General features: G+C 32.8%; 11 protein-coding genes. 7 read left to right on the forward strand and 4 right to left on the reverse strand.

Annotated elements, in window-relative coordinates:
* Position 1: 1 nt before the first annotated feature.
* From DCC35_RS10020 to DCC35_RS10035, 4 genes are all read right to left on the reverse strand, one after another.
* Positions 2 to 454 carry a DUF7832 domain-containing protein gene (locus tag DCC35_RS10020; protein ID WP_137090661.1) on the reverse strand — a complete coding sequence of 151 codons (453 nt, stop codon included), beginning with the start codon at positions 452 to 454 and terminating at the stop codon, positions 2 to 4.
* A 116-nt stretch (positions 455 to 570) separates the two neighbouring features.
* Positions 571 to 1,812 carry a nucleoside recognition domain-containing protein gene (locus tag DCC35_RS10025; protein WP_137090662.1) on the reverse strand — a complete coding sequence of 414 codons (1,242 nt, stop codon included), beginning with the start codon at positions 1,810 to 1,812 and terminating at the stop codon, positions 571 to 573.
* A gap of 54 nt (positions 1,813 to 1,866) precedes the next feature.
* Positions 1,867 to 2,571 carry a 16S rRNA (uracil(1498)-N(3))-methyltransferase gene (locus DCC35_RS10030; protein ID WP_137090663.1) on the reverse strand — a complete coding sequence of 235 codons (705 nt, stop codon included), beginning with the start codon at positions 2,569 to 2,571 and terminating at the stop codon, positions 1,867 to 1,869.
* A gap of 70 nt (positions 2,572 to 2,641) precedes the next feature.
* On the reverse strand, positions 2,642 to 3,928 hold the full coding sequence (locus tag DCC35_RS10035) for a citrate synthase (protein ID WP_137090664.1): 1,287 nt from the start codon (positions 3,926 to 3,928) through the stop codon (positions 2,642 to 2,644).
* A 337-nt stretch (positions 3,929 to 4,265) separates the two neighbouring features.
* On the opposite strand from DCC35_RS10035, the gene DCC35_RS10040 reads away from it, so the two are divergent.
* The 7 genes from DCC35_RS10040 to DCC35_RS10070 all read left to right on the forward strand — a co-directional run bounded on the left by DCC35_RS10040 (position 4,266) and on the right by DCC35_RS10070 (position 12,997).
* Entirely contained in the window at positions 4,266 to 5,720 is a 1,455-nt protein-coding gene (locus tag DCC35_RS10040; protein WP_137090665.1) for a cryptochrome/deoxyribodipyrimidine photo-lyase family protein, read from the forward strand.
* 28 nt (positions 5,721 to 5,748) lie between these two features.
* On the forward strand, positions 5,749 to 6,984 hold the full coding sequence (locus DCC35_RS10045) for a metallophosphoesterase family protein (protein ID WP_175402780.1): 1,236 nt from the start codon (positions 5,749 to 5,751) through the stop codon (positions 6,982 to 6,984).
* Complete coding sequence (locus tag DCC35_RS10050) at positions 6,971 to 9,577, forward strand: ATP-binding protein (RefSeq protein ID WP_137090667.1); 2,607 nt, start codon at positions 6,971 to 6,973, stop codon at positions 9,575 to 9,577. The genes DCC35_RS10045 and DCC35_RS10050 overlap by 14 nt, the downstream gene beginning before the upstream one ends.
* 85 nt (positions 9,578 to 9,662) lie before the next feature.
* Positions 9,663 to 10,520, forward strand: coding sequence for a DUF748 domain-containing protein (locus DCC35_RS10055; protein ID WP_449405365.1), 858 nt, complete (start codon positions 9,663 to 9,665; stop codon positions 10,518 to 10,520).
* The gene (locus tag DCC35_RS10060; RefSeq protein ID WP_137090669.1) at positions 10,469 to 11,548 is read left to right on the forward strand and encodes a DUF748 domain-containing protein; all 1,080 of its coding nucleotides are present in this window, start codon (positions 10,469 to 10,471) and stop codon (positions 11,546 to 11,548) included. The genes DCC35_RS10055 and DCC35_RS10060 overlap by 52 nt, the downstream gene beginning before the upstream one ends.
* Before the next feature lie 163 nt (positions 11,549 to 11,711).
* Positions 11,712 to 11,975, forward strand: coding sequence for a hypothetical protein (locus DCC35_RS10065; RefSeq protein WP_137090670.1), 264 nt, complete (start codon positions 11,712 to 11,714; stop codon positions 11,973 to 11,975).
* A gap of 131 nt (positions 11,976 to 12,106) precedes the next feature.
* Complete coding sequence (locus DCC35_RS10070; protein ID WP_137090671.1) at positions 12,107 to 12,997, forward strand: lysophospholipid acyltransferase family protein; 891 nt, start codon at positions 12,107 to 12,109, stop codon at positions 12,995 to 12,997.
* Positions 12,998 to 13,032: the final 35 nt, after the last annotated feature.

Genomic DNA, 13,032 nt, shown 5'->3' on the forward strand with positions numbered 1-13,032 from the left:
TTTAATCTTCTATTATTTTTCTCCAGTCATTGAATCTCTCCGTGATCTTTTTAGAGATCTTATCGAAGTTTTCCCAGCTATCTTCAACATGGTATATCGAAGGAAGATCTCCGGCAAGTACTGTTTGATAATCTTTTTTGTAAATACCACCACCATAATAATAGTAGGTGAACATATTTCCCTTTTTATTAAAAAGTTCAAAACCAAGATACCCATCCCATAATTCACTTAAAAGGGCAGGGGAGATCACTTTGTTATTGAACCTGATAATTTGAATTTCACTTTCATCTTCAAAATATTCCGAATAAAGTTCATTTTGAATTATCCATCCTAGATACATGCCGATGTGAACATATGCTTGTTCGATTGGTAAAGTTTCAGGGAAATTACCTAAAAAATGATTTCGTGCATTATCATAAATGGTCTTTTGCTTTGCCGACTTTTCTGAATTCATAATTTGGCTTCTAGAGAGTTTAAAAAAATAAAACGAACTCTAAGTTAATCAAAGGTTAGGTGATTAGGTTCCGTTTGTAATTTATTTCTTTAATTTAAATAAAATGAACTAACAATTTAAACTTTATCTCCAAAAAATAAATAAGCACACATGATAGCTGCAATGATTCCTATAAGGTCAGCTATCAATCCACCAGCTACTGCATACCTTGTATTTCTTATACTAACAGATCCAAAATAAAGGGCGAGTACATAAAATGTTGTTTCAGTACTTCCCAGCATTACTGAAGATAAAAGAGTTTGAAAAGAATCAGGACCAAATTGGTCAGCCATTACTTGTATTGTAGCTAAAGCTCCACTTCCACTCAATGGCCTGATAAAGGCAGTGAGTAGCGAAGGAACGAAAGATGTGTCCAGTGATAGGGATTCAAAAAGATATTCAAACATGACGATGATGTTTTCCAGTATCAGGCTGGATTTCAGCAAGGCAATGGCAGCCAGAATAGCTACCAGGTACGGAATTATTTTTACACTAATCTGAAATCCTTCTTTTGCGCCATCGATAAAGCTTTCATAGACATTGACTTTCTTTTTCCAGGCAATAGAAATAAATACTACAACGATAAGGAGGATTATGAAATTACCCGCAAATGTACTGATCTGTTGTACCTGATCTGAAGAAAGCTTTGTGAAAAAATAGAGAATTCCAACAATAAAAACGGTCATTGATCCGATGTATAGCAAGATAACTCTATTGAGTAAATTGATTTTTTGCCAGATAGCCATCACGATCAATCCACCCATAGAAGAGAAGAAGGTTGCAATTATTATTGGAAGGAATATGACCCCGGGATTTTCTGTTCCTGCTTTTTCAAGTACTGCCAGAGCTGTTATGGGGATTACAGTAAGGCCGCTGGTGTTCAGAACAAGAAACATAATCTGGGCATTAGAAGCTTTGTGCTTATGAGGATTGAGTTCCTGAAGGCCTTGCATTGCTTTTAATCCCAGCGGTGTAGCAGCATTGCCTAATCCGAGAAAATTAGCTGAGAAATTCATTACTATGTTACCTATTACCGGGTGTCCACTTGGGATTTCCGGAAAAATTCTGATAAAGAAAGGGTTTACCAATTTAGAAATAAACCGAATCATTCCGGCTTTTTCACCCACTCTGAGTATCCCGAGCCAAAGTGCAATTGTACCTGTAAGATAAATAGCCAATTCAAATCCATTTTGAGCTGCTTCCATCATACTATTGACCATTGCAGTAAAAATCGCAACGTCCCCAAAGACTATAAACCGGAGTATAGCAGCAACAAAAGAAAGAATAAAAAAAAGTATAAAAATGTAATTGAGTATCATAAAAGGTGGTGCCCTAAACAGATTAACATTATAACGATAATAACTTATTTATAATTATGTTTTAACCATATTTTTTAAAACAGCAATTTGAACAGCCGATATTCCTGCAGTTTCTGTTCTTAGCCTGAATTCCCCTAATGTTACAGGCTTAAAACCATGATTTATCGCGTTATGGTATTCTTCTTTCGAAAAATCACCTTCAGGTCCTATTAGAATATCAGCATCTTCGTCAGCAAGAATCTCTTCATACAGGTGCACAGGCTGTTTTTCTTCCACATAGCAAATGAATTTTTGATGATTATCATTCTTGATTAGAATCTCAGAAAATTTCACCGGACCCTCAAGCTGTGGTAAATGATATCTTCCTGCTTGCTTTGCTGCTGAAATAATTTTTTTTTCTATTCTGTCCGTTTTGAACTTCTTCCTTTCGGTATTATCAGTCAAAACAATAGTTATCTTTCCCACGCCCAACTCTACAGCTTTTTCACTAAACCACTCCATTCTATCAGAGTTTTTAGTAGGAGCAATAATTATATTTATATCAGGAAGATCGTTTTTAAAATATTGTTGGTCAAGAATTGCTAATTCACAAGACTTTTTTGATGTACTTGTAATTTTGCAGGTATACAGATAACCTTTTCCATCCATTACATGAATTTCATCACCGGTAGTTTTTCTAAGTACTCGGACACAGTGAATGGCTTCCTGCTCCGGAAGTTTGCTATCAGTTTTAATTTCTGGATGATAAAATAACTGCATATTGGTATTAGACAACAGACATAAAAAAAGCCCCGAAGTACGGGGCTATAAATTTATAATAATATATCTATTATCGCTTACTCATTTCTACATAATCTCGAACATTTTCACCAGTATAGATCTGACGAGGACGACCAATTGGCTCGTTGTTCTCTCTCATCTCTAACCACTGAGATATCCAGCCCGGAAGACGTCCCATTGCAAACATTACAGTGAACATCTCTGTAGGGATTCCCATCGCTCTATAAATAATACCACTGTAGAAATCTACGTTAGGGAATAATTTTCTTTCGATGAAGTATTCATCTTTAAGAGCTGTTTCTTCCAGTTTTTTAGCAATTTCCAGAACGGGATCTTCAACACCAAGTTTAGCAAGTACTTCATCAGCATGCTTTTTGATGATCTTAGCTCTAGGATCGAAGTTTTTATAAACTCTGTGTCCAAAGCCCATCAGTCTGAATGGATCATTCTTATCTTTTGCTTTCTTAATGTATTTTTCAACATCACCGCCATCTTTTTTGATGTTGTCAAGCATTTCAATCACAGCCTGGTTAGCACCTCCGTGGAGTGGACCCCAAAGTGCGTTTACTCCTGCTGAAATTGAAGTATAAAGTGATGCATGACTTGAACCTACCATTCTTACAGTAGATGTAGAACAGTTTTGCTCATGGTCGGCATGTAAAATTAATAGTGTATCTAATGCATTACTTATAACTGGATCTACTTCATGTTTTTCTGCCGGTAGGGCAAACATCATTTTAAGGAAGTTTGAAACGTAGTCAAGAGTATTGTCCGGATAATTGACAGGATGTCCTACTTCATTTTTATATGCCCATGCAGCCATTGTAGGAAGTTTTGCCAACAACCTAACAATGCTCAGTTTAACGCCATCTATCGATCTGTTTGGATCTAAGCTTTCAGGGTAAAATGCCGTTAAAGAAGTAATTAAAGAAGATAAAACGCCCATTGGATGAGCATTTGAAGGAAAACCTTCTAAAATGCGTTTGATATCCTCGTGCACCATTGTATGCATTTTGATATCATAAATCCACTGATCGTATTCTTCAGCAGTTGGAAGTTTACCGTAAATTAGTAAGTAAGCTACCTCCAGAAAATTTGATTTATCACAAAGATCTTCAATCGAATAACCCCTGTATCTTAAAATCCCTTCTTCACCATTCAGGAATGTGATCTTACTAGTAGTAGAACCTGTGTTTTTAAATCCATAATCCAAAGTGATGTAGCCGGACTGAGCACGTAATTTACTTATGTCAAGCGCCTTTTCACCTTCGGTTCCTTCTATTACAGGTAAATCATATTTTTTACCCTCTATAATTATTTCCGCAGATTTAGACATATTTATTGCGATCTTATTTATTGTTAGACAAAAATCAAATTCTCTATCAGTGCTTTATGAGGTATCACTACTAGTGCATACTAAAATTACCTGCATAAAGTTTAATTCCAGTATAAAAATTAATTCAACCAACCGATTGTTAGGTTTTGATTGAATTGCAGCGAAATTAATTAAAAGTGACTCAATTTGAAAGTTGTTTAAACGAAATCTGTAACGTTTTCTGAAACATTTATTATGGTAATCAAATCAAATTGAAATTTATCGTTTGAAAATGCTTGTTACCCATCTGTCAAACAATTATTCACTATTCTTATTTATATAGGTTATAAAAAGGTTTATGAATATTGTCTGGTTTAAACGAGATTTAAGATTAAGTGATCACTTACCCTTGTTGGAAGCTATTAAAGCTGATGAGCCAACATTACTACTATATATTTATGAACCATCACTGATTAATGACAGGCATTATTCTATAAGACATTGGCGTTTCGTTCAACAATCATTAAATGTACTTAATGAAGTGCTAATTAAAGCAGGGAATAAGATTTATATATTTTATGGGAATGCCACAGAGGTATTTGGTTATCTGATTAAAAATTACCCTGTCAAAAATATCTATTCACATGTTGAAACAGGATTAAAATTAACTTATCAAAGGGACCTTGATTTAAATGATTTATTTAAAAACAATAAAATTCAGTGGTTTGAGTATAATCAAAATGGTGTAAAAAGAGGATTGAAAAACCGGGAAGGGTGGGTGAAAAACTGGTATGACTTTATGCAGAAAGAAATCCCTCATATTGAAGTTAATAAAGTCAGGCCAGTTGATTTAACTATTCCGGAAGTATTCCAAATTCGCAAATCTTTTCAAAAGAAACTCCTGACACTAAACAATGAGATGCAAAGGGGAGGATTTAATTATGCCCGGAGATATTTAAGAAGTTTTCTATTAAAGCGACACCAGGATTATAATAAAAATATAAGTAAGCCAAATTTATCTTTTAAATCCTGTAGCAGATTGTCGCCATATTTAGCATGGGGTAATATTTCTGTTAGAGAGGTCTATCAATATGTGGGATCTAAACAAAATTTAGCTAATAAACGTAGCATTTCAGCATTTAAATCCAGGTTGCGTTGGCATTGCCATTTTATTCAAAAGTTTGAAATGGAACACGAAATGGAATGGCGTCCGATTAATAAAGGATATGATTTGTTAGAGTATGATTTTGATCAAAAAATATATAATGCCTGGAGAACAGGGAATACAGGTTTTCCAATGGTTGATGCATCTATGAGGAGCCTTATCAGAAAAGGCTATGTAAATTTTAGAATGAGAGCAATGCTGATTTCATTTTTATGCCATTTATGTAATCAGTCATGGGAAAATGCTTCAACCTGGTTATCAAAGTTGTTTCTCGATTTTGAGCCTGGAATACATTACCCTCAAATTCAAATGCAGGCTGGCCTAACAGGCATTAATACCATTAGAATTTATAATCCTGTTAAACAAGCATATGAAAATGATGAGAAGGGAAATTTTATTAAAGAATTCGTTCCTGAATTAAAAGATGTTCCTGTTCCATTGCTATTTGAACCCCATAAATTAACTGCTTCAGAGCAAATAATGTACAATTGCAGAATTGGAGAGGATTATCCAAAACCACTTTTTGAACTTTCAAAGGCATATTCAGCAGCCAGAGAAAGGTTATGGAAGCTTCATAAATCTGCTCCGGTAAAAAATGACAAGAATCGAATTCTTAAGAAACATACTGTCAAAGACCGGAAAGTATAATTCAGATTGTTATATTAAATTTGTTTTGATGAATGAGCCAATAATTTTTTTACATACGGGTGATGTCCACCTTGATAGTCCGTTCAAGGGAATTAAAGAAAACAATCGTATTCTGGCAAAGAAACTCACTGATGCATCTTATGATTCATTTAAACTATTAATAAGCCATGCTATCAGCGATAATGTAGATTTTGTTTTGATTTCGGGTGATCTTTTTGATTCAGAAAAGAAGAGCCTTAAAACCATTTTATTTTTAAAGGAACAGTTTGATTTACTTTTAGAAAGGAATATTAAAGTGATAGCTATAGCAGGAAATCACGATCCTTACTTCTCATGGCCTGATGATCTGATTTCTCATAAAGCTCTTCACCTATTTGAGCCGGGAAAAGTTTCATCTTTAGTTCTTGAATCAAAGAAAGGACTGAAAGTTAATTTTACCGGGTATTCATATAATTCAAAAGTATTGAGAGAATCAATACATGGTCAGTATGAAATCTCAAAAGATGCCGATTTTAATATAGCCTTGCTCCATGGAAGTGTGGGTGATATTAAAAATGAGCATCATCGGTATGCTCCATTTAATATTAGTGATTTAAAAGATACAGAATTCGATTATTGGGCATTAGGACATATACATAAGCCGGAAATTCTTGGGGATCGAATAGCTTACTGTGGGATTCCTCAACCAAGAAATTTTAAGGAGTTATCAGGGGGTAATTATCTAAAAGTAAATTTAAACGATAATAAAAAACCCGAACTGAACTATATAAATATTAGTAAGGTTGAATTTAGAAGTATTGAAGTAGCCGTAACTGAAAAAGATAATATAACCTCATGTATAAAAGCAATAAAAGATGCCCTTACGGATTCTGATGATGACAAGTTTTATGTGAATAGGGTGAATTTATACGGAGATTCAAACTCCTTGTATAATTACTTTAAAGTAGAATCTAACAAAGAGGACTTTATCGATAATTTGAATGAGTTTTATGACAATCAGTTAGTGGATGATATTTTCCCCAATCTGGAACAGTACATCGAAAGAGAAAAGTTTTTTAATGCAAATTCTTTTTTTAAAGAATTAAGTAATCTATTGGAAAAATATCCTTTTGCTGAACACCTTGAGACTGGCTACTTAAAAAATAAAAGTTTAAAACGGATCACTGATAAAATCTTAGCTGAGGAAGAGAAAAGACCAAGCAAACAGGATTTAGAACGAATTTTGATTGATTTATTTAAAGCAGAGTTTGATGAGGATATTTGAAATTCATATTGAAGGTTTTGGTAAGCTATCAAACTTTAAAATTAAAAATCTTTCCTCCGGCATTAATTTGATCTTTGGGAAAAATGAGTCCGGTAAGTCTACTGTGATGAAATTTGTCATTTATACTTTGTTTGGCTATCCGACCACTAAGCGGTCTATTTCTAATATGGAACCAGTAAATGGAGGAGCTCACGGAGGAAGGATATTAATTGAACATGCCAAATATGGAAAAATATGGTTTGAAAGATATTATGGGCCAAATGGTGGGCAACTGAGGATATATGATCAGAAGGGTGGTCTTTATGAGAATACAGATGAGCTTTTATATGATATCACCGAGAATCAATTCAGGAATATCTATGCAATAACAATTGATGAACTCAACTCTTCAGGATCAATTGGCGGAAGTGAGTTTTTCGAAATGCTTATTAGCAGAAATATGGGATTGAGAAATGTAAATTTGACTGAGGTTAAAGATCAATTAAAATCTGAGAAAAAGAACTTGCTGGGACATGGCAAAAAAGGGTTGATTAATGAAATTCTTGAAGAGAAAGAACAGCTTGAACATATAAAAGAAGTAGAAACACAAAAATATGATCATTATTATACTTTAATAAATACGATTAAAACTGAAAAGAAGGTTTTAGTCAGTAAACGGGAACAACTAGGTGGCCTTGAAAGAGAATTGATCGATCATCAAAGGATATTGGATATGTATCCTGAGTATTTAAGGTTTGCTGAAAATAATAAGGAAATTTCTAATATGCCTTTGCATGAATCGCTGACTACAGATCAGTTAAAGAAGGCCATATTACTTAAAAATAGTATTGTTAAACTAACCGATGAAATAGATACTTTAGACCAGGAGCTAACAGAAGCTGATTCTGAACGAAGACTACTGCAATACGATGATACTCTGATTTCGAAAAAAGATGAAATTGAAGAATTAAAGTCTAATTATAAATACCTGGAAAACCTGACTACCCGAGTAAAAAGTGAAAAAATAAGGTTGACAAGTCTGAAAAAGGAAATAGACAAGGAAGCGAGGGAGCTGGGATTTGATGATAAGAAAGTTCTTCAATTAGCATCTAATAATAATATCAATAAGTCACGGGCTTTTGTTAATGAATATAAAAATATCAAAGCTGAATTATCTGAGAAAGAAAAGTCACAAAACGAAAAGTTAAGGATTATACAATCAGATCCTGTATATAAAAAGTTTAATATTCTATTTATATCACTGTCAGTTTTGTTTTTTCTGACGAGTTTTTTTCTTTTCGAAAAGAGTATTATCCTCCTATCGATTGGCAGCTTAGTCTTATCTGTCAGTTTTGTGGTTTATCTTATAATGCGACACAGACATCGAACAGCCCTCGTTTCCGGATTGTTTGATGAAATTGAGGAAGCAAAAAATCAATTGGACGAAAGGTTGGATCGACATCTGAACACGGTATTGAACGGAAGAAACTTTGCGACCATATATGATCTTGACCAATGGCTTGACAAATCTGAAAATTTAATAAAAAGTGTATCTGAGTGGATATTAAATGTTAAAACATATAAATCTCAGGAATCAGAATTACATCAGTTAGAAGAACAAATAGAGCAATTGCAGGGTAGGGAAATCAATAAAAATGATATAGTTAATGAGCTAAAGAATTTATTAACTGAATTTGAAGAGGCCCAGTTAAAGGAGCGGGAATTATTTAAAATCAAGCAGAGGGTAGTAGATAAAGAAAGATTGTGGAACGAAAAGTTAAGAGAAAGGCAGGAGTTTATAAGTGAATTAAATAAAATATCAGAAGCATCCAACCTGGATAGTGATTCGGATTTAAATAAGCTGTTAAAGACATCGGAAATGAGAGACGAATTACAAAAACAAAATTCAGAAATAATTTTTGCCTGTGGAAAGGTGTTTGGTTTGGAAAGGATAACTAATCTGGAGGAGATATTTAAAGAAATTCAGCCAATAGCTCTTGAAAATAAGATTAACTCGATTAAAGGAATATGTGCTGAGCTTAGAATTGAAATAGATCATATTACTGAAAGCCTGGCAAGAAACACTCAAACAGTAGAAAATCTTGAAAAAGAATCTCAAGAATCCATATTCCAAAAGTTGGCTATGAACGAAGCCAGTTTACTTGAGAAAACCCGGGAATATTATCAGTTAGATTATCTACTATATTTGATAGAAAAGGCTACTGAAAACCTAGAGAATTCCATTAAGCCAACCATAGTAAAAGAAGCAGAAGACATCTTTTCCAGGATTACGGAAGGAAAGTATTCATTTGTTCAGGAGGAAAGGAATAAATTTGTAAGTGTTTCTGGGAAAAATGGTAAAAAAATCAAAGTCGATGACCTTAGTCGGGGAACAAAGGAACAACTGTACCTATCTATACGATTAGCTATGATCAAAGTAAAGAAAGACCCTATTCCAATATTACTTGATGATATTTTAGTCAATTTTGATGATTTGCGATTGAATACTACTATTGATGAACTTAAAAGAATTTCCATCAATCATCAGATTCTTCTTTTTTCATGTCACCCATCTATGAAGAATTACCTTGGGGATAATACCATTGAAATTTAAAAAAAATAATGGGTGTAATGACCATTAGTTAGTAACTTATTTAACTCTTAGAAACAATGAAGTACCATGAATAATATTCATGAAAATGGATGTTAATTTGCTTGCTTTCCTAAAAAAATATCGGACCCTTACTAAGATCGTAATATCACTATCAGTATTCTATGTTATAAGCATATTGGTAATTGATTTTTTCGGCAGGAACTTCATAATAAAGACCGTAGAGGAACAAACTTCAAGAAAGGTGGATGTTAGTAGTTTTCGTATCAATCCATTCACTTCGTCATGTGCTATTAATGAAATGGTTATTTATGAAAAAGATGAGGAAACTCCCTTTTTAAGTATTCAAAATTTCACTATCGATGTTTCTTTTTTTTCATTATTTAGAACTGATTTACACATATCTGAAGTTTCAGTTAATGAGTTAAAAATTTATGTTATTCAGGGTGCTGATGATATTAATATAGAAGATCTGAAAGAATCAATGGAAAGATCTTTGTCTCAAATGGAGTCAAAGGGAATAAAATATGAAAATATTGTTGTAGATAAGTTAATCTTTAATGGGGGAGAGGCTGGTTATAGAAATACCCTGTTTAATGGAGAGGCTAACTTTAATCATATTAAACTTGCAGTTGAAAAAAGTAAAAAGAATTCAAATAAATATTTCTTATCCGGTAGTTGTCAATCAGTAGCTGGTGGCAATATCGAATTATCTGGAGTCTTTGATCAGTCTAGCGGAGATTATAATAATAGAATTATTATAGATCAGTTTAATATAAATTTTTTAAAGCCTTTTATTGATAAAGCATTATACGTTGAAAATTTAACGGGAAAGGTTAACCTTAATATATTTCTAGGGGAAATATTGATTCGCTTATTTCAGAAGCAAGCGGAGTGGTCCATCTTTATGATTTTTCAGTTAATGGAGAAAATAAAATGGAATTAGCAGCCTTAAGTGAAATCGAGTTTATTATTGATACAATTTCAGCTTATCAGGGTAATTATCATATTTCCAGATTAAACCTAAAAGAGCCTTCATTAGAAATATACAGGGTAAGCACAGGAAACAATATAGTTAGAAAGTTTTCTATGGATATGTTGACCACTTCAGATTTTGATTCTTTACTAAATCTAAGTCACTCTGATCCTGATAGTATGATAGCTCATTATGATAAATTAAATTTTATCCACAGTTCCTATCTGAAATTTTACAATACTGTATACACAGGGGCAATTAATGTAATCAAGCAATATTCCTTCAAGGAATTAAAATTAGATAGTTTACATATAGAAAGAGGCAGGTTAGAATATAGTGATTATTCTTCTGGAGAGCCTTTTTATTTACAATTAGAAGAAGGATTTGCTAAAATGAATTCGTTTAATTCTAATTCGGATAATTCAAAGTTATTTTTTAATGCAGAAATGAATTATTCAGGTCATCTTTCTGGAAGAGTTGTATTTAAATCTTTAAAAGACAGGGAAATTCAAATTTCGCATAAAATTAAAGATATAAAGATAGTTGATTTTTCTCCATTCACTGATTTTTATATTGACCAGCCTTTTTGGGATGGCATAATTAATCTTCAGGCAGAAACCGAAATTGACGATGACTATATGTATAGTACAAATGATGTTGTTATCACACATCTGGAAGTGGGTGATAAGATTCCGGGGACAAAAAATAAGAAAATCCCTTCCCGGTTTGCGGTTGGATTAATGAAGGATGTAAAAGGGGAAGTGAAGTTGTCAATTCCTATAAAAGGCAAGGTGGGACATCCCGAATCAGATTTCATACCCAATGTTGGTAAAGTAGTGAAGGATCTTGTGGTAAAAACAGCAGCAACACCTGTGAAATTAATTTCAAAACCATTTAAAGATAAATCAAATAAAATCCGGGAAATCAAATTTAATTATTTGGATAGTGTAATATCAATTAAACAAAAAAGGAACTCAATACTATTTCAAAATTATTAAAAAAGAGGCCGTCAGGGTCGAACTTATTCATACCTATAATAAAGATTGGGAAGCAAGACAGTATGCATTGTTTCAATTAAAGAATCTTTATTATAAACAAAGAATAAACAAGGGCCCTGATCTGACTATAATTGATACCTTGAAAATAGTTAGCATTGGGAAAATGGATGCAGATTTTAATGAATTCATATCAAATTTGATGCAAAAAGAAGGGGTTGTCTATGATCCTGAAGAATTAGCTTTAAATTATTTTGGTAAAGAAGAAATCTATTCATTAATCAATTCATTAAAACATTCAAGGGAGGTTAATACATTAGAATATTTAGAAGAAAAAACAGGAATTGATCAAAACGAGAAAAGATATTTTATCAGTTATCAGAATGAAAAAGAAATAAAAAATACCAGGATAGACCAAGTTTTAGGGTGATTGTCCATTCAGGTAAATAATCTAAAATGACTTCAAAATCGAACTAAAAAAATTAGTTAATAAAAAGTAGTTTTTTCTTTATTCATAATCTGATAATTAGGATTTTTGTGCAGGAATAGAACCAGGGTCTAATGATGTATTACGTAACTGCATTTTTTTATTATTTATTTATAAAGCCTTTATCCTTATTACCACTAAGAGTACTTTATGTATTTTCTGATTTTTTATTTCTGATAATGTATTATTTGATCAGTTATCGGAAAGAAGTAGTTTTCGGTAATATGAAAAGGGTGTTTTCAGACAAATCCGAAAATGAGATAGAGCCTATTGCAAAAGAGTTTTACAGGCATTTTTGTGACCTGATAATTGAAAGTTTAAAATTATTCAGTATTTCAAAAAAGGAAGTAATTAATAGATGTAGAATAGTTAACCCTGAAGTACTTAATAAATATTTTGAGAAGGGGAAAAATGTATCTCTGGTTTGTGCTCATCACAATAACTGGGAAATGGCTGCTGTAGCATTTCCCCCACAGGTAGGCAATGGTTTAATCTCAGTAATTTACTCCCCCTTGTCAAATAAATTTTTTGATAAGAAAATGCAGAAATCGAGGTCAAAATACGGAATGTATTTGATACCAAAGCAAGAAGTTTTGAAGTTTTTTAATACGAAAAGAGAAAGACCAACGATGGTAGCTTTTGCTGCTGATCAATCACCCCAGAGGTCAAATAAAAATGTTTACTGGATGGACTTTCTAGGGCAGGAAACAGCAGTTATGTATGGAACAGAAAGGTACTCTACCCGATACGATTACTCAATAGTGTATCTTCATATAAAAAAGGTAAAAAGAGGTTATTATGAGCTTATTCTTGAAGATTTAATAGCGGATTCACAAGCTACTGAAAAAGGGGAGATTACAGAAAAATACACTAGGCTCATGGAGCAGGACATTTATGACCAGCCTGCATATTGGTTATGGACGCATAAGCGATGGAAAAAGAAACGTTCTGAAGATGAAGCTTAGGACTTAAATAATATATGATTCACAAATAATTTTTT

Origin of the sequence: Mangrovivirga cuniculi, assembly GCF_005166025.1 — a bacterium.
Taxonomy (GTDB): domain Bacteria; phylum Bacteroidota; class Bacteroidia; order Cytophagales; family Cyclobacteriaceae; genus Mangrovivirga; species Mangrovivirga cuniculi.

Excerpts from the sequence above, each read along its gene's own strand:
- DCC35_RS10055 (WP_449405365.1), top strand. The coding sequence starts at position 9,663 with ATGGATGTTAATTTGCTTGCTTTCCTAAAAAAATATCGGACCCTTACT.
- DCC35_RS10035 (WP_137090664.1), bottom strand. The coding sequence starts at position 3,928 with ATGTCTAAATCTGCGGAAATAATTATAGAGGGTAAAAAATATGATTTA.
- DCC35_RS10030 (WP_137090663.1), bottom strand. The coding sequence starts at position 2,571 with ATGCAGTTATTTTATCATCCAGAAATTAAAACTGATAGCAAACTTCCG.
- DCC35_RS10045 (WP_175402780.1), top strand. The coding sequence starts at position 5,749 with ATGAATGAGCCAATAATTTTTTTACATACGGGTGATGTCCACCTTGAT.
- DCC35_RS10040 (WP_137090665.1), top strand. The coding sequence starts at position 4,266 with ATGAATATTGTCTGGTTTAAACGAGATTTAAGATTAAGTGATCACTTA.
- DCC35_RS10070 (WP_137090671.1), top strand. The coding sequence starts at position 12,107 with ATGATGTATTACGTAACTGCATTTTTTTATTATTTATTTATAAAGCCT.
- DCC35_RS10020 (WP_137090661.1), bottom strand. The coding sequence starts at position 454 with ATGAATTCAGAAAAGTCGGCAAAGCAAAAGACCATTTATGATAATGCA.
- DCC35_RS10025 (WP_137090662.1), bottom strand. The coding sequence starts at position 1,812 with ATGATACTCAATTACATTTTTATACTTTTTTTTATTCTTTCTTTTGTT.
- DCC35_RS10065 (WP_137090670.1), top strand. The coding sequence starts at position 11,712 with ATGGATGCAGATTTTAATGAATTCATATCAAATTTGATGCAAAAAGAA.
- DCC35_RS10050 (WP_137090667.1), top strand. The coding sequence starts at position 6,971 with ATGAGGATATTTGAAATTCATATTGAAGGTTTTGGTAAGCTATCAAAC.